This is a genomic window from Streptomyces sp. NPDC107498 (assembly GCF_055582805.1).
On the sequence record NZ_JBVJPE010000004.1, the window covers coordinates 151663 to 177966 of the forward strand.

The 26304-nt window shown below is 71.9% G+C and carries 22 protein-coding genes and 2 tRNA genes; 11 read left to right on the plus strand and 13 right to left on the minus strand.

Annotated features, from left to right (window positions below; genetic code table 11):
* Positions 1 to 63: 63 nt before the first annotated feature.
* Positions 64 to 1449 (minus strand): trigger factor, encoded by a 1386-nt coding sequence (gene tig, locus ACZ66Z_RS08965; protein WP_469933314.1) that lies wholly within the window; start codon positions 1447 to 1449, stop codon positions 64 to 66.
* Between the two features lie 171 nt (positions 1450 to 1620).
* Positions 1621 to 1697, minus strand: a tRNA-Pro gene (locus ACZ66Z_RS08970).
* Between the two features lie 132 nt (positions 1698 to 1829).
* Between ACZ66Z_RS08970 and ACZ66Z_RS08975 the strand changes: the two genes are divergently transcribed.
* Positions 1830 to 1903, plus strand: a tRNA-Gly gene (locus ACZ66Z_RS08975).
* A 70-nt stretch (positions 1904 to 1973) separates the two neighbouring features.
* On the opposite strand, the gene ACZ66Z_RS08980 is transcribed toward ACZ66Z_RS08975, so the two are convergent.
* Both ACZ66Z_RS08980 and ACZ66Z_RS08985 read right to left on the minus strand, forming a co-directional pair.
* Positions 1974 to 2168, minus strand: a complete 195-nt coding sequence (locus tag ACZ66Z_RS08980; protein WP_015033610.1) for a hypothetical protein — start codon at positions 2166 to 2168, stop codon at positions 1974 to 1976.
* Positions 2169 to 2305: 137 nt separating this feature from the next.
* Positions 2306 to 3451 (minus strand): PP2C family protein-serine/threonine phosphatase, encoded by a 1146-nt coding sequence (locus ACZ66Z_RS08985; RefSeq protein ID WP_469933315.1) that lies wholly within the window; start codon positions 3449 to 3451, stop codon positions 2306 to 2308.
* Positions 3452 to 3558: 107 nt separating this feature from the next.
* On the opposite strand from ACZ66Z_RS08985, the gene ACZ66Z_RS08990 reads away from it, so the two are divergent.
* Positions 3559 to 4788, plus strand: coding sequence for a GNAT family N-acetyltransferase (locus ACZ66Z_RS08990; protein WP_469933316.1), 1230 nt, complete (start codon positions 3559 to 3561; stop codon positions 4786 to 4788).
* 34 nt (positions 4789 to 4822) lie between these two features.
* Here the strand turns inward: ACZ66Z_RS08990 and ACZ66Z_RS08995 are convergent, their stop codons facing one another.
* Positions 4823 to 5629, minus strand: a complete 807-nt coding sequence (locus ACZ66Z_RS08995; protein WP_469933317.1) for an Fpg/Nei family DNA glycosylase — start codon at positions 5627 to 5629, stop codon at positions 4823 to 4825.
* The gene (locus ACZ66Z_RS09000) at positions 5629 to 6123 is read right to left on the minus strand and encodes a ribose-5-phosphate isomerase (RefSeq protein WP_317873378.1); all 495 of its coding nucleotides are present in this window, start codon (positions 6121 to 6123) and stop codon (positions 5629 to 5631) included. Before ACZ66Z_RS09000 ends, ACZ66Z_RS08995 begins: the two co-directional genes overlap by 1 nt.
* Positions 6124 to 6319: 196 nt before the next feature.
* On the opposite strand from ACZ66Z_RS09000, the gene ACZ66Z_RS09005 reads away from it, so the two are divergent.
* Complete coding sequence (locus tag ACZ66Z_RS09005; protein ID WP_469933318.1) at positions 6320 to 7771, plus strand: amino acid permease; 1452 nt, start codon at positions 6320 to 6322, stop codon at positions 7769 to 7771.
* Between the two features lie 91 nt (positions 7772 to 7862).
* Here the strand turns inward: ACZ66Z_RS09005 and ACZ66Z_RS09010 are convergent, their stop codons facing one another.
* On the minus strand, positions 7863 to 8456 hold the full coding sequence (locus ACZ66Z_RS09010; protein ID WP_469933319.1) for a biotin transporter BioY: 594 nt from the start codon (positions 8454 to 8456) through the stop codon (positions 7863 to 7865).
* Between the two features lie 252 nt (positions 8457 to 8708).
* Between ACZ66Z_RS09010 and ACZ66Z_RS09015 the strand changes: the two genes are divergently transcribed.
* From ACZ66Z_RS09015 to ACZ66Z_RS09025, 3 genes are all read left to right on the plus strand, one after another.
* The gene (locus ACZ66Z_RS09015) at positions 8709 to 10082 is read left to right on the plus strand and encodes an amino acid permease (RefSeq protein ID WP_469933320.1); all 1374 of its coding nucleotides are present in this window, start codon (positions 8709 to 8711) and stop codon (positions 10080 to 10082) included.
* Positions 10083 to 10198: 116 nt separating this feature from the next.
* Positions 10199 to 11611 (plus strand): amino acid permease, encoded by a 1413-nt coding sequence (locus ACZ66Z_RS09020; protein WP_469933321.1) that lies wholly within the window; start codon positions 10199 to 10201, stop codon positions 11609 to 11611.
* Positions 11612 to 11815: 204 nt separating this feature from the next.
* Entirely contained in the window at positions 11816 to 12460 is a 645-nt protein-coding gene (locus ACZ66Z_RS09025) for a superoxide dismutase (RefSeq protein ID WP_469933322.1), read from the plus strand.
* Between the two features lie 108 nt (positions 12461 to 12568).
* Here the strand turns inward: ACZ66Z_RS09025 and ACZ66Z_RS09030 are convergent, their stop codons facing one another.
* Entirely contained in the window at positions 12569 to 13204 is a 636-nt protein-coding gene (locus ACZ66Z_RS09030; RefSeq protein ID WP_469933323.1) for a mycothiol-dependent nitroreductase Rv2466c family protein, read from the minus strand.
* A 159-nt stretch (positions 13205 to 13363) separates the two neighbouring features.
* Here ACZ66Z_RS09030 and pepN point away from each other — a divergent pair, with 159 nt between their 5' ends.
* Together pepN and ACZ66Z_RS09040 are read left to right on the plus strand one after the other, a co-directional pair.
* Complete coding sequence (gene pepN, locus ACZ66Z_RS09035) at positions 13364 to 15913, plus strand: aminopeptidase N (protein ID WP_469933324.1); 2550 nt, start codon at positions 13364 to 13366, stop codon at positions 15911 to 15913.
* 145 nt (positions 15914 to 16058) lie between these two features.
* Positions 16059 to 17063, plus strand: coding sequence for a hypothetical protein (locus tag ACZ66Z_RS09040; protein WP_469933325.1), 1005 nt, complete (start codon positions 16059 to 16061; stop codon positions 17061 to 17063).
* A 10-nt stretch (positions 17064 to 17073) separates the two neighbouring features.
* Here the strand turns inward: ACZ66Z_RS09040 and ACZ66Z_RS09045 are convergent, their stop codons facing one another.
* The 5 genes from ACZ66Z_RS09045 to ACZ66Z_RS09065 form a co-directional block, all read right to left on the minus strand.
* Positions 17074 to 18213 carry a serine hydrolase domain-containing protein gene (locus ACZ66Z_RS09045; RefSeq protein ID WP_469933326.1) on the minus strand — a complete coding sequence of 380 codons (1140 nt, stop codon included), beginning with the start codon at positions 18211 to 18213 and terminating at the stop codon, positions 17074 to 17076.
* 122 nt (positions 18214 to 18335) lie between these two features.
* Entirely contained in the window at positions 18336 to 18803 is a 468-nt protein-coding gene (locus ACZ66Z_RS09050; protein ID WP_469933327.1) for an NUDIX hydrolase, read from the minus strand.
* Between the two features lie 9 nt (positions 18804 to 18812).
* Positions 18813 to 19289, minus strand: a complete 477-nt coding sequence (locus ACZ66Z_RS09055; RefSeq protein WP_469933328.1) for an HPP family protein — start codon at positions 19287 to 19289, stop codon at positions 18813 to 18815.
* Positions 19290 to 19339: 50 nt separating this feature from the next.
* The gene (locus ACZ66Z_RS09060; protein WP_469933329.1) at positions 19340 to 20203 is read right to left on the minus strand and encodes a pyridoxamine 5'-phosphate oxidase family protein; all 864 of its coding nucleotides are present in this window, start codon (positions 20201 to 20203) and stop codon (positions 19340 to 19342) included.
* Between the two features lie 210 nt (positions 20204 to 20413).
* Positions 20414 to 20869: a VOC family protein gene (locus tag ACZ66Z_RS09065; RefSeq protein WP_469933330.1), complete on the minus strand. Its 456-nt coding sequence runs from the start codon at positions 20867 to 20869 to the stop codon at positions 20414 to 20416.
* 128 nt (positions 20870 to 20997) lie between these two features.
* Between ACZ66Z_RS09065 and ACZ66Z_RS09070 the strand changes: the two genes are divergently transcribed.
* From ACZ66Z_RS09070 to ACZ66Z_RS09080, 3 genes are all read left to right on the plus strand, one after another.
* Complete coding sequence (locus ACZ66Z_RS09070; RefSeq protein ID WP_469933331.1) at positions 20998 to 21540, plus strand: CGNR zinc finger domain-containing protein; 543 nt, start codon at positions 20998 to 21000, stop codon at positions 21538 to 21540.
* 194 nt (positions 21541 to 21734) lie between these two features.
* Positions 21735 to 25055, plus strand: coding sequence for a S8 family serine peptidase (locus ACZ66Z_RS09075; RefSeq protein ID WP_469933332.1), 3321 nt, complete (start codon positions 21735 to 21737; stop codon positions 25053 to 25055).
* 175 nt (positions 25056 to 25230) lie between these two features.
* Positions 25231 to 26247, plus strand: coding sequence for an aspartate-semialdehyde dehydrogenase (locus ACZ66Z_RS09080; RefSeq protein ID WP_469933333.1), 1017 nt, complete (start codon positions 25231 to 25233; stop codon positions 26245 to 26247).
* Positions 26248 to 26304 lie beyond the last annotated feature (57 nt).

Here is a 26304-nt window from a genome sequence, read left to right on the forward strand (position 1 = left end):
GGGCCCGTACGCACAGCTGTGCGTACGGGCCCGTGGAACGGGGTCCGCCGGGGGCGGGGGCCCTTACTTGTCCTCGGAGACCTCGGCCTCGCCGGTGGCGGCCTCGACGGCCTCGGCGGCGGCCTCGACCTCGTCCTCGTCGTCGGAGAGGTCGACGACCTCGCCGTTGGTGTCGACGACCTTGGCGGCCTCGACGACGACCGCGAGGGCCTTGCCGCGGGCGACCTCGCCGACGAGCATCGGCACCTGGCCGCCCTGGGCCACGGCCTGGGCGAACTGGTCGGGGCTCATGCCGGAGGAGGCGGCACGGCGGAACAGGTGCTCGGTGAGCTCCTCGCGGGAGACGTCGAGCTTCTCCTTGTTGACGAGCTCATCGAGGATGAACTGCGTCTTGATGCCCTTCTCGGCCTGCTCCTTGGTCTCGGCCAGGAACTCCTCCTCGGTCTTGCCCTGGATCTCCAGGTACTTCGCGAGGTCGAGGCCCATCTGGCCGAGCTGGTGGTGCTCCAGGTTGTGCTTGCGGGTGTTGATCTCGTCCTCGAGGAGCTTCTCGGGCATCGGGACCTCGACCAGCTTGAGGAGCTCGTCGAGGACGCGCTCCTGGGCCTGGGTGGCCTGGTCGAACTGCTTCATGTTCTCGAGGCGCTTGCGGCTGTCGGCCTTGAGCTCGTCGAGGGTGTCGAACTCCGACGCCATCTGCGCGAACTCGTCGTCGAGCTCGGGGAGCTCGCGGGCGGCGACGGTGGTGACCTTGACGGTGACCTCCGCGTCCTTGCCCTCGGCGGAGCCGCCCTTCAGCTGCGAGGTGAAGGTGGCCTCGCCGCCGGCCTCCAGGCCCTTGACGGCCTCGTCGATGCCGTCGAGCAGCTCGCCGGAGCCGATGGTGTACGAGACGTCGCTGGCGACGCCGTCGGGCAGGACCTCGCCGTCGACCTTGGCCTCGAGGTCGATGGTGACGACGTCGCCGTCCTGGGCGGCGCGCTCGACCGGGGAGGTCGAGGCGAAGCGCTCGCGGAGCTGCTCCACGGACTTCTCGACGTCCTCGTCGGTGACCTCGACCGCGTCGACGGTGACCTCGATGCCGGAGTAGTCCGGGATCTCGATCGTCGGGCGGATGTCGACCTCGGCGGTGAAGGCCAGCAGCTCGCCGTCCTTCAGCTCGGTGATGTCGACCTCGGGCTGACCGAGCGGGTTGACCTCGGCCTCGTTGACGGCCTCGGTGTAGAACTTCGGGAGCGCGTCGTTGACGGCCTCCTCCAGCACGGCGCCGCGGCCGAACCGCTGGTCGATCACGCGAGCCGGGATCTTGCCCTTGCGGAAGCCCTTGACCGTGACCTGCTGGTTGATCTTCTTGTACGCCGCGTCGAGGCTGTCCTTGAGCTCCTCGAAGGGCACCTCGACAGTGAGCCGAACCCGGGTCGGGTTCAGGGTCTCCACGGCGCTCTTCACGGTTCGGTCTCCTTGTGGCTGATTCCTGGAATCCGCCGGGGCCGCGTGCAGCGGTACCGGCGGGTCGGCCCGGTCAGAAAGACACACGGGCACGCAGCTTGCATAGTAACCGCAAGCGGGATGACGCCCACAACGTGATCAAGGACGCGGGAGGTGGCCGCGTGATCGTCATGGTCGGGGTGGCGGGATTTGAACCCACGGCCTTCCGCTCCCAAAGCGGACGCGCTACCAAGCTGCGCCACACCCCGTCGGTGCGACACGTAGGGTACATGGACGGGGACTGTGCGGCGCCCCCCGTTTCCCGGGTGTGCGCGAAGGCCCGCCGACCGGCTACCATGCTCCTCGTGCCGCGGTCCTCGTGACCTGCGGCGCGACGCCGTGCGGGTGTAGCTCAATGGTAGAGCACTAGTCTTCCAAACTAGCTACGCGGGTTCGATTCCCGTCACCCGCTCCACGCAGGTCAGGGCCGGTCCGGAGAGTCTCTCCGGACCGGCCCTGAGTCGTTTCCCGGGCGGGTCGGGCGTTCAGAACTTGATGGAGGCCACCGTCTGCGTTATCGAGTCCAGGAAGCGCTGGATGTCGTCGGCCATGCCGGTGGAGGCGAGGAAGAAGCCGAAGAGGACCGCGACCACGGCCGGGCCGCCCTTGAGGTTTCCCCCGCGGATCAGCACCACCAGGATGATTGCCAACAGCAACACCACAGACAGTGAAATGGCCACAACTGATCACACCCTCGGTCGGTCCCGCCTTGCCCACCAGGGAGTCCCCGTCTCGGAACGCACCCCGCTGCCTCCATCGTGCCATCAACCCCCTTGCCCTCGCTGCCCGGTGACGAATCGTCGTGCGGAAGATCACGTCAGGCGGGGCGGGAGAGGAGCAGCAGGGCCCGGTCGTCGTTGACGTCCTTGGCGACGGCCTCGATCAGGTGCCAGGCGACGCCCTCGAAGCCCTCCACGACGCAGCGGTCGGCCTCGCCGGTGAGGCGGTCGATGCCCTCGGCGATGTCCCGGTCGGCGGCCTCGACCAGGCCGTCGGTGAAGAGCATGAGGACGTCGCCGGGGCGCAGCGAGCCCTTGACCGGGTGGAACTCGGCCCCGTCGTACACGCCGAGGAGGGGCCCTTCGGCGGCCTTCTCCTCCCAGCGGCCGCTGCCGGCGTGGAGCTGGAGGGCGGGCAGGTGCCCGGCGGAGAAGAGCTCGTAGTCGCCGGATTCCAGGTCGAGGACGAGGTGGATCGAGGTGGCGAAGCCCTCGTCCCAGTTCTGCCGGAGGAGGTAGCCGTTGGCGGCCGGGAGGAAGCCGTGCGGCGGCAGCGAGCCGAGGAGGCCGCCGAAGGCGCCGGAGAGCAGCAGGGAGCGGGAGGCCGCGTCCATGCCCTTGCCGGAGACGTCGGTGAGGACGACCTCCAGGGTGCGCCCGCCGTGGGTGCGGGCGGCGACGACGAAGTCGCCCGAGAAGGACTGGCCGCCGGCCGGACGCAGCGCCATCTCGCGGTGCCAGCCCTGGGGGAGCCGGGGCAGCGCGCTCTGGACGCGGATGCGTTCGCGCAGGTCGAAGAGCATGGTGCCGCCGCGCCGCCAGGGCACGCCGACCCGGGCGCGGAACTGGGCGATGAGCAGCCCGAAGAGTCCGCAGGCGGCGACGACCAGGACGGTGCCGGGGGTGACCCTGGCCGGGCCCTGGGTGTACGGGCCGAGGACGACGGACTCGACGATGAGGGCGCCGGCCGCCGCCGCGTACAGGGCGAGCAGGCTGGCGGGGCGCAGCAGCAGGCCGCCGGCCACGATGGGCAGGACGAGCGCGGCGGGCGCGCACCAGACGGGGTCGAGGAGGGTCCCGCACGCGATGGCGGGGATCATCAGGAGGAGTCCGGCGAAGGCGAGCCAGTCCGCGCCGTCGCCGCGGAAGTAGTCGACGGCGGACCTGCGCAGCGCGACGCGGGCCCGGCGCACGCGCCTGCGTGTCCGGGCCGCGTACGTGTTCACTCCGGCGCGCTGTCCCATTGGCCTGGACCCTATCCATCCCGTCGGACATCGTGCAGGGGGCACCCCTGTGACAATGTGCCTGAAATCGGGTCGCCCCGGGCGTGCGGCGCTGATATCGATGGCATATGACGACTGAACTGCGGGCTCTCGACCCGTCGGAGTGGGATCGCTGGTTCGGGGTGTTCGAGCTCGCGTTCGGGGGCGTGCCGGAGGCGCCGGAGGCGCGGCGGCTGTGGCGGGACCTGACCGAGTTCGACCGCTTCCTGGGTGCCTGGGACGGCGACCTGTGCGTGGGGACGGCGGGGGCGTTCACGTTCCGGCTCACGGTGCCGGGCGGGGCGTCGGTCCCCGCGGGCGGGGTGACGCTGGTGAGCGTGGCCGGGACGCACCGGCGGCGCGGGATCCTGACGTCGATGATGCGGCGGCAGCTGGACGACCTGCGGGCGGCGGGCGAGTCGCTGGCCCTGCTGACGGCGTCGGAGCCGGAGATCTACGGGCGGTTCGGTTACGGCGTCGGCGCGTACGCGGTGCACGCGACGATCGACACGGCCCGGGTGCGGCTCACGGTGCCGGAGGGCACGGACGGGGTCTCCCTGCGCATGGCCGACCCGGTGGAGTCCTCCGCGGCGTGCGAGGCGGTCCACGCGGGGCTGGTGCCGACGCGGCCCGGCATGCTCGCGCGGCAGCCGGGGTGGGAGCGGCAGCCGCTGCTCGACCCGCCGGGCGAGCGGGAGGGGGCCTCGCGGCTGCTCTGCGTGCTCGCGGAGCGGGGCGGGGAGGTCGTGGGGTTCGCGCACTACGCGATCAAGCCGGACTGGGCGCCCGCCGGGGCCGAGGGTTCCGTGGCCGTGCACCGGCTGATGGGGCTCGACCCGGTGGCCGAGGCGGCGCTGTGGCGGTTCCTCTGCTCGGTGGACCTGACCTCGCGGGTGCGGCTCCACGACCGGCCCGTGGACGACGGCTGGCAGCACCTGGTGAGCGACGTGCGGCGGTGCGAGCCGACGCTGCAGGACGCCCTGCACGTGCGGCTCGTGGAGGTGGGCGCGGCGCTGGAGGCGCGGACGTACCAGGCGCCGGTGGACGTGGTGTTCGAGGTCGCGGACGCGTTCTGCCCCTGGAACGAGGGGCGGTGGCGGCTGACGGGCGACGCGAAGGGGGCGTCGTGCGTGCGGACCTCCGACCCCGTGGACCTCGCGCTGTCGGTGCGGGAGTTGGGGGCCGCGTACCTGGGCGGGACCTCGTTGGTCTCGTTGGCCGCGGCCGGGCGGGTGCGGGAGCTCCGGGAGGGTGCGCTGGTCGAGGCCTCGGTGGCGTTCGGGTCGCCCGTCGCGCCTTGGCTGCCGCACGGGTTCTAGGGAGCGCGACGGGGGCGGCGGGCGGCGCCCGTGCCTAGGCCGCCTGGCAGGTGGGGCACCAGAAGAGGTTCCTGGCCGCCAGGTCGGCGGTGCGGATCTCGGTTCCGCAGACGTGGCACGGCCGGTTCGCGCGGCGGTAGACGTAGACCTCGCCGCCGTGGTCGTCCACGCGGGGCGGGCGGCCCATGGCCTCGGGGGTGTGCTCGGGGCGGACCGTGTCGATGCGGTTCAGGCGGACGCCCTCGCGCATCAGCGCCGCGAGGTCGGCCCAGATCGCGTCCCACTCCCCCGCGGTGAGGTCCTCGCCCGCGCGGTACGGGTCGATGCCGTGCCGGAAGAGGACCTCGGCGCGGTAGACGTTGCCGACGCCCGCGATGACCTTCTGGTCCATGAGGAGGGCGGCGATCGTCGTGCGGGACCTGGAGATCCGGTGCCAGGCCTTCGCCGGGTCGTCCTCCCGGAGCGGGTCCGGGCCGAGCCGGTCGTGCACCGCCCGCTTCTCGGCGTCCGTGATCAGGGCGCAGGTGGTGGGGCCGCGCAGGTCGACGTACCCCTCGGGGTCGGCGATGCGCAGGCGGACCGTGTCCGCGGGCGGCGGGGCGGGGGCGTCGCCGAAGTCCACCTTGCCGAAGAGGCCCAGGTGGATGTGGATCCACTCCCCGCCCGCGAAGGCGAGGAAGAGGTGCTTGCCGTGCGCCTCGGCGGTCTCCAGGACGGTGCCGTCGAGCAGGGCCGCCGAGTCGGCGAACTTGCCCTGCGGGCTGGAGACGCGCACGGGCCGGCCGCCGAACCGCTCGCGGTGGTCGGCGGCCAGCCGGTGGATGGTGTGCCCTTCGGGCATCAGGCGGTCGGCTCCTGCGGGTGGTGCGCCGGGATCGGGGGGAGCTCGCCGGTGTTCTCGTACGCGGTGAGCATGTCGATCCGGCGGGTGTGACGCTCGTCACCGGAGTACGGCGTGTTCAGGAAGATCTCGACGAACTTGGTCGCCTCTTCCCGGGTGTGCATCCGGCCGCCGACGGAGATCACGTTGGCGTTGTTGTGCTCGCGGCCGAGGGCGGCGGTCTGCTCGCTCCAGGCGAGGGCGGCGCGCACCCCCTTCACCTTGTTCGCGGCGATCTGCTCGCCGTTGCCGGAACCGCCGATGACGATGCCCAGGGCGTCCGGGTCCGCGGCCGTCTTCTCGGCGGCGCGCAGGCAGAACGGCGGGTAGTCGTCGAGGGCGTCGTAGATGTGGGGCCCGCAGTCGACGGGCTCGTGGCCGTGTGCCGTGAGCCACTCGACGAGGTGGTTCTTCAGCTCGAAGCCGGCGTGGTCGGAACCGATGTAGACGCGCATGGTGCCGAGTGTGGCACGCCGGGGCGCGGGTAACCGGCAGCGGGGTCGGGACCTTCACCCGACCCGGTACGGACCTTCGACTCTCGCGAGGTCGCTCGTACAACGATCCGGAGTGAGGTCTTCCGATCATCCCTGTCGACGGGGTTGAATGCTCGGGCTCGCGACCCGAGCACCCCCCACACACGAGGAAGCGTCGATGAACACGCAACCGACCCTGCCGAAGGACGGCCAGGAGACCGGCACCACCGGATCCTCGCAGTCCTCCGACGGCCTCAAGGCCGGGCTCAAGAACCGCCACCTGTCGATGATCGCGATCGGCGGCGTCATCGGCGCCGGCCTCTTCGTCGGCTCCGGCTCCGGCATCGCCGCGGCCGGGCCCGCGATCCTCCTCTCGTACGCACTCGTCGGCGCCATGGTCGTCTTCGTGATGCGGATGCTGGGCGAGATGGCCGCCGCCCGGCCGTCCTCCGGCTCCTTCTCGGCCTACGCGGACCGGGCGCTCGGCCGCTGGGCCGGTTTCACGATCGGCTGGCTGTACTGGTTCTTCTGGGTCGTCGTCCTCGCCGTCGAGGCGACCGCGGGCGCCAAGATCCTGGAGGGCTGGATCCCGGCCGTGCCGCAGTGGGGCTGGGCCCTCATCGTGATGCTGGTGCTGACCGCGACCAACCTGGGCTCCGTCGCCTCGTACGGCGAGTTCGAGTTCTGGTTCGCCGGCATCAAGGTCGTCGCCATCTCCGCCTTCGTCGTCATCGGCCTGCTCGCCGTCTTCGGCGTGCTGCCCGGTTCGGACAACCCGGGCGCCGGATTCGCGCACCTCACGGACGCCGGGGGCTTCTTCCCGATGGGCGCGGGCGCGGTCCTCACCGGTGTCCTGATGGTCGTCTTCTCCTTCATGGGCAGTGAGATCGTCACCCTGGCCGCCGGCGAGTCCGCGGACCCGCAGAAGGCGGTCACCAAGGCCACCAACAGCGTGATCTGGCGGATCGGCGTCTTCTACCTGGGCTCGATCTTCGTGGTCCTGACGCTGCTGCCGTGGAACGACAAGTCGATCGTCGAGAAGGGCTCGTACGTCGCCGCCCTCGACTCCATCGGCATCCCGCACGCCGGCCAGATCATGAACGTGATCGTCCTGACGGCCGTCCTGTCCTGCCTGAACTCGGGCCTCTACACGGCCTCCCGCATGGCCTTCTCGCTGGGGCGGCGCGGTGACGCGCCCAAGGCCTTCGCGAAGACCAACGCGCGGGGCGTGCCGACGGCCGCGATCCTGTCCTCGGTGGTCTTCGGCTTCGTCGCGGTCTTCTTCAACTACAAGTGGCCGGACACCGTCTTCGCCTTCCTGCTGAACGCCTCCGGCGCCGTCGCGCTCTTCGTCTGGCTGGTCATCTGCGTGACCCAGCTGCGGATGCGCGGGATCATCCTGCGGGAGTCGCCGGAGAAGCTGGTCGTCCGGATGTGGCTCTTCCCGTACCTGACCTGGGCGACCATCGCCATGATCGTCGCCGTCCTCGGCTACATGGTCTACGACGGCGGCAGCAACCGTGAGCAGGTCGTGCTGTCCCTGCTCGTGGCCGCGCTCGTGATGGCGATCGCGGTGGTCCGCCAGCGGCTCGGCAAGAACGCCGGCGCGGAGGAACCGGAGCGCGTGTAGCGCCCCGGAGGTCCTCCCGGACTCCCGGACGTACGAAAGGGCCCTGCCGCTCCCCCGAGCGTCAGGGCCCTTTCGCGTACGTCCGCAGCGTTCAGCCCTTGCGGCCGACGAGCTTCCAGGCGGCCGGCAGGGCGCCCATGGCGAGCGCGGCCTTGAGGGCGTCGCCGACGAGGAACGGGGCCAGACCGGCGGCGACGGCCTGACCGGGGGTCATGCCGGTGGCGAGGGCCAGGTACGGCACGCCGACCGCGTAGATGATCGCGGAGCCCAGCACCATGGCGCCGGCCGTGCGGAGCACGGAGCGGTCGGCGCCGCGGCGGGCGAGGGCGCCGACGACGGGCGCGGCGAGGAGCATGCCGAGGACGTAGCCGAAGGACGGCATGCCGTAGCCGGAGGTGGCCTGGGCGAACCACGGGACGCCCGCCATGCCCGCGACCGCGTACAGGGCGAGGGCGAGGAAGCCGCGGCGGGCGCCGAGCGCGGTGCCGACGAGCAGGGCGGCGAAGGTCTGGCCGGAGACCGGGACCGGGGAGCCGGGGACCGGGACCGAGATCTGCGCGGCGAGGCCGGTGAGTGCGGCGCCGCCGACGACCAGGGCGATGTCGCGGGCGCGGCTCGACGGGACGAGGTCGGCGAGGACGGTGCCCGCCCGGAGGGTGCGGACGGGGGCGGTGGCGGTGCTCATCGGTACTCCGCGGGGTGGGGTGGGAGGGACAGGTCGACGGTATGCCAGGAGTGAACGGTCGATCACCGTCAGCCGCCGACAAAGCGGCGGTCGAGCACTTCGTGGAGATCGCACAAAGGCCGCCGGTCACACCTCGCGCCACGTGATGCTTGTCACGGGGAAGTCTTCCTCGGAGGTCCCTTTTGCGCCGGGGGGCGTCCACTGGGGAGACTGTGGGGTCCCCATAAACCGTCAGAGAACACGAGTCCCCCCATGCACGAGCCCCTCGCCCCCGAACCGGAGCCCCTCTCCCACGGTCTGAAGCAGCGTCACCTGACGATGCTGGGGCTCGGCGGCGTGATCGGCGCCGGACTCTTCGTCGGCTCCGGCGCCGGCATCGCCGTCGCCGGGCCCGGCATCGTGGTCTCGTACCTGATCGCCGGCGCGCTCGCGATGCTGGTCATGCGGATGCTCGGCGAGATGTCGGCGGCGATGCCCGCCTCGGGCGCGTTCTCGGTGCACGCGGAGCGGGCGCTCGGCCGCTGGGCGGGGTTCTCGGTGGGCTGGCTGTACTGGTTCCTGCTGGTCGTGGTCCTCGCCGTGGAGGCGACGGGCGCGGCGCGGATCGCGCACGGCTGGGTGCCGGGGGTGCCGCAGTGGGGCTGGGTGCTGGTCTTCATGGTCGTGTTCACCCTGGCCAACCTGGCGGCGGTGAGGAACTTCGGCGAGTTCGAGTTCTGGTTCGCGGCGCTCAAGGTCGGCGCGATCGTCCTCTTCCTGGCGCTGGGGGTGCTCGCGATCGCGGGCTGGCTGCCCGACACCGACCCGGTGGGGCTCGCGAACCTGACCGGGCGGGGCGGGTTCCTGCCGAACGGCTGGTCGGGGGTGGTCTCCGGGGTCCTGGCGGTCGTCTTCGCCTTCGGCGGCCTGGAGGTCGTCACCATCGCGGCGGCCGAGTCCGACGACCCGGCGCGGAACGTGGCGCGGGCGGTGCGCAGCGCGGTCTGGCGGATCCTGCTCTTCTACGTGGGCTCGATGCTGGTCGTCGTGACGCTGCTGCCGTGGACCTCGATGCGACCGGGCGAGTCGCCGTACGTGGCGGTCCTGGACGCGATCGGGGTGCCGGCGGCGGGCCAGATCATGAACGTGGTGGTGTTCGTGGCGCTGCTCTCGGCGCTCAACGCGAACCTGTACGGCTCGTCCCGCATGGTGTTCTCGCTGGCGGAGCGCGGGGAGGCGCCGAAGGGGCTGCTGAAGGTGTCCCCCGGCGGTGTCCCCCGGCGGGCGGTGCTCGCCTCGGTGGCCTTCGGCTTCGTCTCCGTGCTGCTCAATCTGAAGTGGCCGGATTCCGTCTTCCTCTACATGCTGAACGCGGTCGGCGCGGTGCTGCTCTTCGTCTGGGCGCTCATCGCGCTCTCGCAGCTGCGGCTGCGGCGCCGGATCGAGCGGGAGGCCCCGGAGACGCTGAGCCTGCGGATGTGGGGCTTCCCGTGGCTGACGTGGGTGGCGCTCGCCGCGATGGGCGCGGTGGTCGTCCTGATGCTGTGCGACGACGGGGCGCGACCGCAGGTGCTGTGGTCGGCGGGGGCGACCGGGGCCGTCCTGCTGGTGGCGTGGGCCCGGGAGCCGCGCACGAACGGGAACTGAACCTTCACCTTGTGTGAAGGTCGTGCCCGTATAGCGGACATCCGTTCCCTCCGAGCGGCGTGCCCACCCACACTGTGGGCTCCCTCCCCGTCTCAGCTAGTGAACAGGGTTCGCCCATGTCTCGGACCACCGCGCCCGCGCCGGCCGACCGCAAGGACGGCGCGACCGCACCTGCCGACGGCCTCTCCCACGGCCTCAAGCAGCGCCATCTCTCGATGATCGCCCTCGGCGGGGTCATCGGCGCCGGACTCTTCGTCGGCTCCGGCGCCGGCATCGCCGCCGCCGGGCCCTCGATCGTCATCGCCTACGCGATCTCGGGCGTGCTCGTCATGCTCGTGATGCGGATGCTCGGCGAGATGTCGGCCGCGAACCCGGCCTCCGGCTCCTTCTCCGTCCACGCCGAGCGCGCCTTCGGCTCCTGGGCGGGCTTCACCTCGGGCTGGGCCTTCTGGTTCCTGCTCTGCGTCGCCGTCGGCCTGGAGGGCATCGGCGCCGCGAAGATCATGACGGGCTGGTTCCCCGGCAGCCCCGAGTGGGCCTGGGTGGCGCTCTTCATGGTGGTCTTCTGCGTCACCAACCTGGCGGCGGTGAAGAACTTCGGCGAGTTCGAGTTCTGGTTCGCGGCGCTCAAGGTCGCCGCCATCGTCCTCTTCCTCGGCATCGGCGTCCTCGCCATCCTCGGCCTCCTGCCCGGCACGGACGCCCCCGGCACCACGAACCTCAGCGGCGAGGGCGGCTTCTTCCCGCACGGCTCCGAGGGCCTGATCGTGGGCCTGTTGGCCTCCGTCTTCGCATACGGCGGACTGGAGACGGTCACCATCGCGGCGGCCGAGTCGGAGCACCCGGTGCAGGGCGTCGCCAAGGCGGTCCGTACGGCGATGTGGCGGATCGCGCTCTTCTACATCGGCTCCATGGCGGTCATCGTCACCCTCGTCCCGTGGGGCGACGAGGCGGTCGTCGAGAAGGGCCCGTACGTCGCCACCCTCGACCACCTGGGCATCCCGGCGGCCGGCCAGATCATGAACGTGGTCGTGCTGGTCGCCCTGCTCTCGGCGATGAACGCCAACATCTACGGCGCCTCCCGCATGGCCGGTTCGCTGGTCGCGCGCGGTCAGGGCCCGAAGGCGCTGGGCAGGCTGTTCGGCGGGGTGCCCCGTCCCGCCGTCCTCGTCTCCTCGGTCGTCGGCTTCGGCTGTGTGCTGCTGAGCTACTGGTCGCCGGACAAGGCCTTCATCTGGCTGCTCAACACCATCGGCGCGATCATCCTGGTCGTCTGGTTCTTCATCGCCGCCTCCCAGCTGGTGCTGCGCCGCCGCACCGAGCGCGAGGCGCCCGAGAAGCTGGTCGTGCGGATGTGGGCCTTCCCGGCCCTGACGTGGGTGGCGCTGGCCGGCATGGCGGCTGTCTTCGTGCTGATGGCGCGCGAGGAGGGCACCCGTGTGCAGCTGTACTCGACGGGCGGCCTGACGCTGCTGCTGGCCGCGGTCGGCTTCGTGCGCCAGAGGACGGCGGCCGCCCGGGCCGCCTGAGCCCTCGCCCCTCCCGTACGGGAACCCCCGGACCGCGCCTCGGTCCGGGGGTTCCGTCATGCCCGGAGGAAGCACCGGAGGAAACCCCCCGGGGGAAGCCGGGGGCGCGGGACCTAGGACGAAGGGCTGATCATCTTTCGGCGCACCTACTGCTAGCCTGCACTTGCATAGAGGTTGCAATAAGCCGTCGAAGGGCTCGGGCACATGGCGATCTACACACTTCCGGAGCTGCCGTACGACTACGCGGCGCTGGAGCCGGTGATCAATCCGCAGATCATCGAGCTGCACCACGACAAGCACCACGCCGCGTACGTGAAGGGTGCGAACGACACCCTGGAGCAGCTGGAAGAGGCGCGCGACAAGGACCAGTGGAGTGCGATCAACGGCCTGGAGAAGAACCTCGCGTTCCACCTCTCCGGGCACATCCTCCACTCCATCTACTGGAACAACATGAACAGCCCGAAGGACGGGGGCGGCGGCGAGCCGCTCGCCGCCGACGGCGTGGGGGACCTCGCGGACGCGATCACCGAGTCCTTCGGCTCCTTCGCCAAGTTCAAGGCCCAGCTGACCAAGGCCTCCGCGACCACCCAGGGCTCCGGCTGGGGCGTGCTCGCGTACGAACCGATCAGCGGCCGGCTCATCGTCGAGCAGGTCTACGACCACCAGGGCAACGTCGGCCAGGGCTCGGTCCCGATCCTGGTCTTCGACGCCTGGGAGCACGCCTTCTACCTGCAGTACAAGAACCAGAAGGTCGACTTCATCGAGGCCATGTGGCAGGTCGTCAACTGGCAGGACGTGAACAAGCGCTACGCCGACGCCAAGGGGCGCACCCCGCTCATCGGCATCTGAGGAACGCCCTGCTCGTGATCGTCTTCTCAACCTTCACCGGGCAGGCGGAAAAGAGGACGGCCCCCGCGATGACGTGAATCGCGGGGGCCGTCCGCCGTACGGGGGCGACTACTCGAAGCTCGGCGCCGCCGTCCGGGTGCGCTTGATCTCGTAGAAGCCCGGCGTCGACGCCACGAGCAGCGTGCCGTCCCAGAGCCGGGCCGCCGCCTCGCCGCGCGGGGTCGGGGTGACGACCGGGCCGAAGAAGGCGACCTCGTCGCCCGTCGGGCCCGGCACCGAGATGACCGGGGTGCCGACGTCCTGGCCGACCTTCTCGATGCCCTCCTTGTGGGAGGCGCGGAGCTCGGTGTCGTACGTGTCCTTGTCGGCGTACTCCACCAGGTCCTCGGGCAGGCCGACGTCCTTCAGGGCTCCGATCATCGCCTCGCGCGTCGGGCCCTCGTCGTTGTTGTGGAAGCGGGTGCCGAGCGCCGTGTAGAGCTTGCCGACGACCTCGTCGCCGTGCAGCTGCTGGGCGGCGACGACCACGCGGACCGGGCCCCAGGCCTGGGTCTCCAGCATCTCGCGGTACTCGGCGGGGAGCTCGTCCAGCTTGTTCTCGTTGAGCACGGCCAGGCTCATGACCTTCCAGCGCACGTCGACCGGGCGCACCTGCTCCACCTCCAGCATCCACCGGGAGGTCATCCAGGCCCACGGGCACAGCGGGTCGAAGTAGAAGTCGGCGGTGGTCCTGCTCTCGGACATGTCACTCCTCGGTAAGGCCGCGGTGAAGGGGTATCGCCGAAAGGGGAGAACGCCGCCGGGGTCCGTCCGCATTCCCGCGCGTCCGCATTCCGCCGCGCCGGACGACAGTGGCACATGGGAGGATCGGTGCTGTTTCGAACGCGCCACGAAGGAGTGACCGTGCCCGGTGAGAATCTGTCCCGCGACGAGGCCCACGAGCGGGCCTCACTGCTGTCCGTCGACGGGTACGAGGTCGACCTCGACCTGCGGTCGGCGGTCGGCGAGTCCGCCGAGGCGGTGCGCACCTTCCGCTCGCGGACGACGATCCGGTTCCGCCGCACCGGCGAGGGCACGAGCACGTTCGTCGACCTGATCGCCCCCTCGGTGAACGCGGTCACGCTCAACGGCCGCTCCCTCGACCCGGCGGTGGTCTTCGACGGCGCGCGGATCGCGCTCGACGGCCTCGCCGACGAGAACGTGCTCGTGGTGGACGCGCAGTGCGCCTACAGCCGCACCGGCGAGGGCATGCACCGCTTCGTCGACCCGGAGGACGGCGAGGTCTACCTCTACACGCAGTACGAGCCGGCCGACGCCCGCCGGGTGTACGCCGACTTCGAGCAGCCCGACCTCAAGGCGCCGTACCGCTTCTCGGTGACCGCGCCGGAGGGCTGGACGGTCTGGTCGAACGGCGCGGGCGAGCAGGACGCCGAGGGCGTGTGGCGGTTCGCGGAGACGGCGCCGATCTCCACGTACATCACGTGCGTCGTGGCGGGCCCGTACCACTACGTGACCGACACCTACACGCGCGGCGAGCTGGAGATCCCGCTCGGCGCGATGTGCCGGAAGTCGCTCGCGAAGCACTTCGACGCGGACGACGTCTTCCTGATCACCAAGCAGGGCTTCGACTTCTTCCACGACAACTTCGACTACCCGTACCCCTTCGGGAAGTACGACCAGGCCTTCGTCCCCGAGTACAACCTCGGCGCGATGGAGAACCCGGGCCTGGTGACCTTCCGCGAGGAGTACGTCTACCGGGGCAAGGTCACCCGGGCCGCGTACGAGAGCCGGGCCAACGTCATCCTGCACGAGATGGCGCACATGTGGTTCGGCGACCTGGTCACCATGGTGTGGTGGGACGACCTGTGGCTGAAGGAGTCCTTCGCGGACTTCATGGGCTCGTTCGTGAACGCCGAGGCCACCCGCTTCACCAACAGCTGGGTGACCTTCGCCAACAACCGCAAGTCCTGGGCGTACCGCGCCGACCAGCTGCCGTCCACGCACCCGATCACGGCCGACATCCGTGACCTGGAGGACGCCAAGCTCAACTTCGACGGCATCACGTACGCCAAGGGCGCCTCGGTGCTCAAGCAGCTCGTCGCGTACGCCGGGCGGGACGCGTTCCTGGAGGGTGCGCGCCGCTACTTCAAGCGCCACGCCTACGGGAACACGCGCCTGGCCGACCTCCTCTCGATCCTGGAGGAGACCTCCGGGCGGGACATGAGGACCTGGGCGAAGTCCTGGCTCCAGACCTCCGGCGTCAACAGCCTGACCCCGGCCGTCACCTACGACGCGGAGGGCCGGATCACCGAGCTCGCCGTCCTCCAGGAGGGCGACGAGCTGCGTCCGCACCGCGCCGCCGTCGGCCTCTACCGGCTCTCCGGCGGGGAGCTCGTGCGGTACGCGCGGGCCGAGGCCGACCTCACCGGCGTCCGGACCGTCGTCGACGGGCTCGCGGGCCAGGAGAAGCCCGACCTGGTGCTCGTCAACGACGACGACCTGACCTACTGCAAGATCCGCTTCGACGAGGGCTCGCTCGCGACCCTGCGGGCTCACCTCGGCGACATCACCGACCCCCTGGCCCGCGCCCTGTGCTGGTCGGCGCTGTGGAACCTGACCCGCGACGGGCTGATGCCCGCCCGGGACTTCGTCTCCGTCGCGCTCGCCTCCGCGGGCCGCGAGACCGACATCGGCGTCCTCCAGATGGTGCACAACTGGACGAAGTCGGCCGTCACCCTCTACGCGGCGCCGACGTGGCGCGAGGAGGGCGGCCGTCTGCTCGCCGAGGGCGGACTGCGCGAGCTGCGTCTGGCCGAGCCGGGCAGCGAGCACCAGCTGACCTGGGCGCGGTTCTTCGCGGCGACCGCCTCCGCCGAGAGCGACTTCCAGCTCCTGGAGGGGCTGCTCGACGGCACGGCGAAGATCGACGGCCTCGACGTCGACCAGGAGCTGCGCTGGGCGCTGCTCTCCCCGCTGGCCGCGCACGGCCGCGCGGACGGGACCCGGATCGACGAGGAGCTGGCCCGGGACGACACGGCCACGGGCAAGCGCCACCAGACCCGTCTGCTCGCCTCCCGGCCCTCGGCGGCGGTCAAGGCGCAGGCCTGGGCGCAGGTCGTCGAGTCGGACGCCCTGTCGAACGCGCTGGTCGAGGCGACCATCGCGGGCTTCGTCCAGCCCTCGCAGCGCGAACTGATCGCGCCGTACGCCGAGAAGTACTTCGCGGCGATCGAGCGGCTGTGGGACGAGCGGTCGATCCAGATCGGCATCGACGTGGTCCGGGGCCTGTTCCCGGGGCTCCAGGACGACGGGACGACGCTCGCCGCGACGGACGCCTGGCTGTCGGAGCACGAGTCGGCCCCGCCGGCGCTGCGCCGCCTCGTCCTGGAGGCGCGGGACGACCTGGCGCGGGCGCTGCGGGCGCAGGAGTGCGACGGGCGCGTGGCGGAGTAGACGGTGCGTCGACGGGGGCGGCGCCCTTCGGGGCGCCGCCCCCATCGGCACTCGAACGTGCGTACTTTAGGGCGAGGTTGTCCCGGAATGTCGACGAGCGTGTAACAGGGGTTAGGGGAGCCTTCGGAAGCGGAAGACCCCCGGCATGAACCACAACACCCCCATCACCCCCCGCCCCCTCCCCCTCTCCTCCCGCACCGGTCGTGCGCAACGCCTGGCGTCCGCCGACCAGTTGAGGGCACAGGGCGTCCCCGCCGCCGAGGTCGCCGCGCACTGCCGCCCCGGCGGCTGGCAGCAGCTGCTCCCCGGCGTCTTCCTGCTCCAGCCCGGGCCGCCCACCGGCGAGGACCGGCTGAAGGCCGCGCTGCTCTACGCCCGCAGGACCGGCGCCGTGCCCCCGCAGGGACCCGACCCGATGATCACCGGACTCGCCGCGCTGACCCTGCACCGCCTCCCCTCCGCTCCCCCGCTCACCGCCCTGGACCGGATCGACGTCCTGGTGCCGCGCACCCGGCGACTGCGCTCGACCGGCTGGGTGCGGGTGGTGCGCGCCCCCGAGTCGCCGGAGCCGGTGGAGCTCACCGGCCTCCCCGTCGCCCCGGTCGCCCGCGCCGTCGCCGACGCGGTCCCGGGCCTCGCGGACGCGGAGACGGTGCGCCGGCTGCTCACCGAGGCCGTCCGCGGCGGCCACTGCGAACCGGGCACGGTGGTGAGGGAGTTGAGCCGGGCCCGACTGCTCTCCCGGCCGCACGTGGTGGACGCGGTGGACTCGCTGCTCGCCGAGGGGCGCGCACGCTCCGAGCAGCGGCTCCACGAGATGGTGCGCGAGTTCGCGCTGCCGGACCCGCTGTGGAACGTGGACCTGCGCCTGCCGGGCGGCCCGCACCTGGGCGGGGTGGACGCCTACTGGCCCGACCAGGCGGTCGCCGTGGAGCTGGACACCCGGGCGCCGCGACAGGACGACGACGAGCTGTGGACCGAGTGCACCCGCAAGCGGGAGCACCTGGAGCGGCTCGGCATCACGGTCGTCCACCTCACCCCGCGCAAGCTGCGCGAGGCGATGGACCAGCAGGCCACCGTGGTCCGTACGGCCCTGATGGCCGCGGCGGACCGGCAGCCCGCCGCGTACGTCGTCGTCCTGCCGCGGTGAGCCCTCCGGGCTACTTCTTCGGGTCGGTGCCGCAGAACTCGGCCTCGACGACCTCGTGGGTGTCGCCCGTCCAGTCGGCGTTGAAGTTTCCGGCGAGGGAGTGCCCGCCGTCACGGGTCACCTGGGCCAGGGAGGAGGAGCCGTGGATGCCGCCGCCGTGCCCCCAGATCTCCACCCCGCAGCTGAGCCTCTCCCTCATGAGCCCGAGGCCGTAGCCGGTGTCCGGGAGCTCGGGGGAGATCGCGACCGTGGTGGTCATCTCCTTCAGCCCGCCCTTCGTGAGCAGCCGTCCCTTGAGCAGCGCGCTGTAGAAGGTCTGCAGGTCGCGGGAGTCGGAGATGATCTCGCCGGCCGCGCCCGCGATGCTCGGGTTGAGGTCGGAGACGTCGTGGACGGGGTCGTTCACGTCCCGGGAGAGCTTGGAGTACGCCGGGCTGCTGGGCTCCGGCATGGCCGAGCGGGTCCCGGGGACGGTGGTGGCACGGAGCTTGAGCGGCTTGATGATCCGGTTCTCGACGGCCTTGCCGTACGGACGGCCGGTGACCTTCTCGATCACCATGCCGGCGAGGACGAAGTTGGTGTTGGAGTAGTTCCAGCCGGACCCGGGGGCGAAGTCCGGTTCGTGGGCCATGGCGACGGAGACGAGCTGCCGCGGGGTCCAGGTGTCGTAGCGGTGCTCCAGGAAGCCGGGGCCGAAGACCTTCTCCTGGAAGGCGGGGTCCTCGGTGTAGCTGTAGATGCCGCTGGTGTGGTTGAGGAGTTGGCGGACGGTGATCCGCCGGCCGTCGTGGCCGTGGCCCCGGACGACGCCGGGGAGCCACTTCTCGACCGGGTCGTCGAGGTCGAGGCGGCCCTCCGCCTGGAGCTGGAGGAGGACGGTGGCGGTGAACGTCTTGGTGAGGGAGCCGACCCGGTAGCGGTCGTCGCCCCCGCGCTCGCCGGCGGTGCCGGTCCAGCGGTCGCGTCCGTCGCGGGCCTGGGCGACGGCACCGGGCACGCCGTCGGCGACGGCCGCGTCCAGGGCCTGCTGGGTGGCCGTGTGGTCCTGGCGGTGCGCCGGGGCCTGCGCGGCGAGGGCGGGTGCGGCGAGGGCGGTGGCGGCGAGGCCTGCCACGAGGGTGGCGGCGACGACGGTGCGTGCGGCTGACATGCGGAACTCCCCTGATCGGTGCGGTGCCGATCGGTGCGATGCCGATCGTTGTGCTGCGGTCGGGGGGAGGGACCCCGGAAGGCGGGCGGGGGTTGATCGCGTCTTCGGTGGTTGAGCGCCTTTCAGCCGTTCTCGTGCTCCGTGAGGTGCGAGCGCCCGAGGAGCGGGCGGTCGCGCCAGAGCTGGAGGCCGATGTCGACGAGTTCGACGCGGGCGAGGGAGGGCACGGAGTCGAGCGGGTGCCAGGCGGCGAGGTCGGTGGAGCCGTCCTCCTCGTTCCGCAGGGCGCCGCCGGTGATCCGCGCCTCGTAGATGATCCGCAGGCCCTGCCAGTCACCGGAGCCGCCGAGCCGGCGGAGCCAGGAGCGCCGGATGGAGTCGATGCCGAGGAGGACGGTCGGCTCGGTCAGGTAGCCCGTCTCCTCCTCGACCTCGCGGACGACGGTACGGACGGGCTCCTCGCCGTGGTCCATGCCGCCGCCCGGAAGGGTCCACCGCTTGGTGCCGTCCTTCGCGACCCAGCGGGCGAGGAGCACCTCGTCGTCGCGGACACACACGGCGTAGGCCGCCACCCTCAACTCCTGCTGCATGGCAAGAGGTTAGAACCAGTAGGCGGGATACGCCCGCCCCGTGGCGCGGCCCGCGCCGAGACCGACGGCGACCAGGAGGAGGGAGGCGAGGGCGAGGAGGCCGAGGAACGACCGGAAGGGCGGGTCCTGGAGGGCGACGATGACGGCCGTGGCCGCGGCGGGCGAGTGCGGGGTGCGGGCGAGCATCATCACGCCGAGGGCGAGGCCGCCCGCGACGGCCGCGCTCCAGGGGCCCGGTCCGGCGGCGGTGAGGACCGCGAAGCCGGTGAGGGCCGAGAGCAGTTGGCCGCCGACGACCGAGCGCGGCTGGGAGAGCGGCAGGTCGGGGGCGCCGGCCACGAGCGCCATGCTGGCGGCGAGGGGCGGGATGAGCAGGGGCTGGTGGAGGAGGGTGCCGAGGGCGACCAGGAGGAGGAGGGCGGCGACGGCGGCGGCCGTGGAGGCCAGCGCGATCCCCGGGCGGGGGCGGGGCGGGGCGGTGGTCACGGGGCCTCCGGGGTGCGGGGCGGTGTCTCGGGGCGCGGGCACGGCCGGGGTCAGGGGGTGGACGGGTTCGACGGGGAGTACTCCGGGGGCGACCAGCGCAGGGGGCTGCCCGCCGGGGTCTCGATCGTGCGGTCGACGCGGAAGCGGACGACGCGGTCCCCGGGGCCGTACTCGGTGTGCGCGACGCCGCCGAGCTGGAGGGTCAGCCCCGTCTCCCAGTCGAGGAAGAGCAGCCCCGCGCGGCCGTCCGACTCCAGGTTGCCCAGGGTCAGGAACATCGCGTTGCCCGGGTAGTCGCGCCAGCTGAGCTCCCTCGGCGCGTCGACCCGGACGAAGCCGGGGTTGCCGCCGCGGTGGCTGGTGTCGACGCCGTCGGGGGCGGTGGTGGAGACGAAGAAGGTGTCCGCGGCACCGATCCGGCGCGCCTGGTCGGGGGTGAGCGCCTCGCCGTGCCGCACGGCGGCCGCCTCGGGGCCGGTGGGCTCGGAGCCGTACCACTCGCGTTTCTGGAGGTACTTGGGGCAGTTGGAGAAGACCTGCTCGGCCTCGATCGTGAAGCCCCGCCCGCTGCGTCGGGCGGTGCCGTTGAGGCGCATGCGGCGGCGGGTGCGGGGGTCGAGGGCGAGGGTGCCGACGGGGGCGCCGTCGGGCGTGCCCGCGGGGAGGTCGGCGGCCACCGAGACCGTGTGCGGGCCGGTGGCCCGGGCGAAGCCGGGCGGGCCGGTGAGCAGGCTCGACCAGACGCGTCCCTCGTGGTCCGCCGCGCCGATCACCAGCATCGGCTGGGCCTCCAGGAAGGCGGCGGCGACGGGGCGGATGCCGGGGATGATGGAGCGGCCCACATGGGCGGCGAGGTCCTGGACTCCCACGCGGTTCTGTACGGCCAGGGAGCCGGGGTGGTACGCGGTGTTCACGGGGGCCTCCCGGGGTCGGCGGGTGCGGGTCAAGGGGCCGGGTCGGCGGGTGCGGGTCAAGGGGCCGGGGCGCGGGTGCGGGTCAAGGGGCCGGGGCGCGGGTGCGGGTCAAGGGGCCGGGGCGCGGGTGCGGGTCAAGGAGCGCGGGTGCGCCTTCGGGGTGCGGGCACCCGTCCCGTCCTGCGGAACGGGTGCCCGCGCCCCGGTCTGTTAGAAGAACCCGCAGGTCGGGGCCGTTTCCGAGGGGGCTTCGGAGCCCTCGGCGCCCTTCGGGACCGAGATTTCCAGGCGGGTGCCGTCGGGGTCGTGGAAGAAGATGCCGCCGGAGGCCGCGCCCTCGCGGTGGGCGACGACGCCCTCGTACGCGAAGGAGGCGCCGCGCGCGGTGAGCGCGGCCTCGGCGGCGCGGACGTGCTCGATGGACTCGGCCTCGAAGGCGAGGTGGTGGAGGCCGGGCCGGCCCGGGTCGTAGGCGCCCTCGGCCTGCTGCCAGAGGGTGAGGACCAGGCGGCCGTCCCGGCCGAGGAAGGCGTAGCGGCTGTCCTCCTCCTCGCCCTCGCCGAGGACGTCGAAGCCGAGGACGTCGCCGTAGAAGGCCAGCGAGCGCCCGAGGTCGGTGACGTTGAGGCCGACGTGGTGGGTGGTGAGCGTGCCGATCGCGGACATGCGGGTTCCCTCTCTGATGCGGCCGCCCCCCTCGGGCTAACCTCTCACTTCAACTTTAGGGGTTAGCCGTGAAGAGAGTCAACCGCTCACGTACCCTTGAGGGGTTAGCTCATCGAGGAGGGTGCCCCATGACCGCCATCGACCCCCGGCCGCTCACCGGCGAGCCCGTCTCCCTCGACCTGCTCAACACCCGCTGGAACAAGGAGGGCGTCCGCCAGGACCTGCTGACGGACGTCGAGGGCCTCGCCGTCTGGCTCGCCGCCAACGGCCTGGCGGAGCGGTTCGCCGCCGACGCGACCACCCTGCGGCACACCCTCGCCGCCCGGGACGCGCTCGCCGCGCTCGTCGACCGCCCCGGCGACCCCGACGCCACCGCGCGCGTCGACGCCGTCCTCGGCCACGGCCGCATCCGGGCCACGCTCACCGCCGAGGGCCCCGGCGAGGAGGCGGAGTTCGCGGACCCCGCCCGGGGCCCCGGCTGGACCGCCGCCCGCGACTACCTCGACCTGCTGCGCACGGCACCCGACCGGATCCGGTCCTGCGCCCACGAGGCCTGCATCCTGCACTTCTTCGACACCTCGCGGAACGGCACCCGCCGCTGGTGCTCGATGGCGGCCTGCGGCAACCGCGCCAAGGCCTCCCGCCACTACGCCCGGACCAAGGAGAACTGACCCGCGCGGCAAGGCGGTTCGAACCCGTACGAGCGGGTTCGTCCCGCGTGGCGCGTCCACGGCGCTGGCGGGTTTGCGCCGTGGCGGCAATCCGGTGCAGGACAACTCTCCCCAAACCCCTGTGACTTGCGAAAGGCTGAGCGGTCATCCGGTATCGGAATCCGGACGCCCTCCTTTCACCAACAGGGATGTAAATGACCACCCCCGAAACCCAGAGCTCCATATCCGGAAGCTCGACGCACGGGCCCAGACGCGCGGCCCGCATCGCGGCCGCCGCCGGACTCGTCGCCGCGCTCGTCGCGGCCGGTGCCGCGCCCGTGCTCGCCGCCGACGACACGGCCTCCACTCCCCCGGTCAAGTCCTCGAACCCGGCCGACAAGCTCGGCGCGATCGACGCCCAGCGGCTCAGCGAGGCCCAGGCGAGCGGCGAGAAGAACGTCACCGTCCTCGTCGCCACCGTCCCCGGCGCCACCGAGCAGGTCGCCGCCCAGCTCGACGCCGTCGCCGGTGCCTCGGTCGGCAAGCAGCAGGACGCGCTCGGCTACGTCCGCGCGACCCTGCCGACCGCCAAGGCCGCGGCCGCCATCAAGGCCGCCACCCAGCTCTCCTCCGTCCAGTCCGTCGACCTCCAGGCCGAGGTCGCGCTGGACGACCCGACGCCGGACGCGGGCGCCGCGACGGGTGCCGTCTCCGGCACCACCGTCACGACGACGTACCCGGCCCCGGGCAGGAACACCCCGGCGAAGAACCCGTACAACCCCTCGTACGAGACGGGCGCGGTCGACTTCGTCAAGGAGCACCCGAAGGCCGACGGCCGCGGCGTGACCATCGGCATCCTGGACTCCGGCGTCGACCTCGGCCACCCGGCCCTGCGGACGACCACCACCGGCGAGCGCAAGATCGTCGACTGGGTGACCGCCACCGACCCGCTGACCGAGGGCGACGCCACCTGGCGGGCGCAGGTCACCCCGGTCACCGGCCCGGTCTTCACCGCCTCCGCGCAGAGCTGGACGGCCCCGGCGGGCGCGTACCAGTTCAGCCGCTTCTCCGAGGCGGCCACCAAGGGCGGCGACCCGAAGGGCGACATCAACCGGGACGGCGACATCACCGACGTCTTCGGCATGCTGTACGACCCGGCCGCCGGGACCGTCCGCGTGGACACCGACCAGAACAACGACTTCACGGACAACGCGCCGATGAAGCCGTACAAGGACGGTTACCAGGTCGGCTACTTCGGCACGGACAACCCGGCCACCGAGGTGGCCGAGCGCACCCCGTTCGTCGTCGAGATCCGCAAGGACGTCCCGATGGACCCGCTCGGCGGGACCTGGGTCGGCCAGAAGCGCGACTTCGTCAACATCGGCCTCGTCGAGTCCTCGCACGGCACCCACGTCGCCGGCATCACCGCCGCCCACGGCCTCTTCGGCGGCAGGATGAACGGCGCCGCGCCCGGCGCGAAGATCGTCTCCGCGCGCGCGTGCACCTGGTCCGGCGGCTGCACCAACACCGCCCTCACCGAGGGCATGACGGACCTCGTCGTCAACCGCGGCGTCGACATCGTCAACATGTCGATCGGCGGCCTGCCGCAGCAGAACGACGGCGACAACGTCCGCTCGCGCCTCTACACCCGCCTGATCGACCAGTACGGCGTCCAGCTGGTCATCTCGGCCGGCAACGAGGGCCCCGGCATCAACACGATCGGCGACCCCGGCCTGGCCGACAAGGTCATCTCGGTCGGCGCGGCCGTCTCCAAGGAGACCTGGGCCGCCAACTACGGCTCGGCCGTCGAGAAGAAGTACGCCATGTTCCCCTTCTCCTCGCGCGGCCCGCGCGAGGACGGCGGCTTCACCCCGACCCTCACCGCCCCCGGCTCGGCCGTGAACACCATCCCGACCTGGCAGCCGGGCGCCGGCGTCGCCGAGTCGGGCTACGCCCTGCCCGCCGGCTACGGCATGCTCAACGGCACCTCGATGTCCTCGCCGCAGGCGGCGGGCGCGAGCGCGCTGCTGATCTCGGCCGCGAAGCAGAAGGGCGTCGCGCTCTCCCCGCTCACCCTGCGGACCGCGCTGACCTCCACCGCGCAGCGCATCCCCGGTGTCGCCGCGCACGAGCAGGGCGCCGGCCTCATGGACATCGAGGAGGCCTGGGAGTCGATCGAGGACGGTGCCACCGCCCACGACTACAAGGTCGAGGCCCCGGTCGACACCGTGATCTTCCCGGCCCCGCACACCGGCACCGGTGTGTACGACCGCGAGGGCGGCCTCAAGGTCGGCCAGAAGAAGGTCTACGACGTCACCCTCACGCGCACGAGCGGCCCGAACCGGCCGATCGAGCACGAGCTGGACCTCAAGTACAACGACGGCACCTTCCGCATCCTCGGCGACGACGAGATCGACCTGCCGCTGAACAAGCCGGTCACCGTCAAGCTCCAGGCCCGCGCCGCCACCGCCGGCGTGCACAGCGTCATCCTGGAGGCCGACGACGAGCGCACCGAGGGCGTCGACAAGCAGATCCTCGCCACCACGGTCGTCGCGAACGACCTGGCCGCCCCGGGCTACGGCTTCTCCGCCACCGGCTCGGTGCAGCGCAACAGCAGCAAGTCCTACTTCGTCACCGTGCCCGAGGGCACCAAGACGCTGGAGGTCGCGCTCGGCGGTCTGAAGGAGCAGAGCCAGACCCGCTTCATCTCGATCCACCCGTACGGCGTGGGCATCGAGGACAGCGCCACCACGCAGTGCTACCCGCACTACAACCCGGCCAACACCTGCCGCCCGGACCTGCGGTCCTACGCGAACCCGACGCCCGGCGTCTGGGAGGTCGAGGTCGAGGCCCGCCGCACGTCGCCGGACCTGGACAACCCGTACACCCTGGGCGTCACCGCCCTCGGCGTGGACTTCGCCCCGGCCGTCCAGACGGTCCCGGAGGCGAAGATCGGCACCCCGGCCCCCGTCCAGTGGCAGGTCACCAACCGCTTCGCGGGCATCGCGGGCACCCCGAAGGGCGGCCCCCTCGGCTCGCAGAAGAGCGAGACGCCGACCATCCAGCACCACGAGCAGCACACGAAGACCGTCACCATCGGCGAGGGCGTGGAGCGGCTCGACGTCTCCATCGGCAACACCTCCGACAAGGCCGCCGACCTGGACCTCACGGTCCTGCTGAACGGCGAGCAGGTCGGCCAGTCCGCCGACGGCGACTCCGAGGAGTCCGTCTCCCTGGTGAAGCCGGCCGCGGGCACGTACACCGTCGTCATCGACGGCTACTCGGTCCAGGCCGCGGGCGGCACCACGTACGACTACAAGGACGTGTACTACTCGTCCGCGCTCGGCACCGTGAAGGTCGACGGGTCGAAGCCGGTCACCCTGGCCAACGGCGCCACCGCCCCGGTGGCGGCCGAGGTCGTGGTCTCCGGCGCGGCCCCCGAGGGACGTCAGTTCTTCGGCGAGGTCCAGCTGCTCAACGCGCGCGGCACCGTCGCGGGCACCGGCAGCGTCCTGATCGGCACGGTCACCCCGTAACGACCGGAGCGGGACAGGAGGGGCGGGCGCCGGAACCGGTGCCCGCCCCTTCCGCGTCCGGAAGATCGTCGCCCACGACGCGTCCCGCCCCTTGGACAATGGATTGGACAAGGCGGGCGGGGACATACGCATCATGGACCGGCAGCACCCTGCACACGCGTACGGAGGAGTCCCCGTGAAGGTCGGAATCGTCGGAGCCACCGGTCAGGTCGGCACAGTCATGCGGAAGATCCTGGCCGAGCGGAACTTCCCGGTCGACGAGCTGAGGCTCTTCGCGTCCGCCCGCTCCGCCGGCACCGTCGTCGACGGCATCACCGTCGAGGACGCCTCCACCGCCGACTACACCGGTCTGGACATCGTGCTCTTCTCCGCCGGCGGCGCCACCTCCAAGGCCCTCGCAGAGAAGGTCGCCTCGCAGGGCGCCGTCGTGATCGACAACTCCTCCGCCTGGCGCCGCGACCCCGAGGTCCCGCTGGTGGTCTCCGAGGTCAACCCGCACGCGGTCAAGGACCGTCCCAAGGGCATCATCGCCAACCCGAACTGCACCACGATGGCCGCCATGCCGGTCCTCAAGCCGCTCCACCAGGAGGCTGGCCTCACCGCGCTGGTCGCCACCACCTACCAGGCCGTCTCCGGCTCGGGCGTGGCCGGCGTCGCGGAGCTGGACGGGCAGATCAAGGCCGTCGCCGAGCGCGCCGCCGAGCTCGCCCACGACGGCGAGGCCGTGGAGTACCCGGAGCCCGGCGTCTACAAGCGTCCGATCGCCTTCAACGTGCTCCCGCTCGCCGGCTCGATCGTCGACGACGGCTCCTTCGAGACCGACGAGGAACAGAAGCTCCGCAACGAGTCCCGCAAGATCCTGGAGATCCCCGAGCTCAAGGTCTCCGGCACCTGTGTGCGCGTCCCGGTCTTCTCCGGCCACTCGCTCCAGGTCAACGCCCGCTTCGAGCGCCCGATCAGCGTCGAGCGCGCCTACGAGCTCCTGCAGGACGCCGAGGGCGTCGAGCTCTCCGAGATCCCGACCCCGCTCCAGGCGGCCGGCAAGGACGCCTCCTACGTGGGCCGCATCCGCGTGGACGAGACCGTCGAGAACGGCCTCGCGCTGTTCCTCTCCAACGACAACCTGCGCAAGGGCGCGGCGCTGAACGCCGTGCAGATCGCGGAGCTCGTCGCCGCCGAGCTCCAGGGCTGAGCCGGCTCGGAACCCCGACCGGAGGGGCGGCTTCCCGTTGCGGGGAGTCGCCCCTCC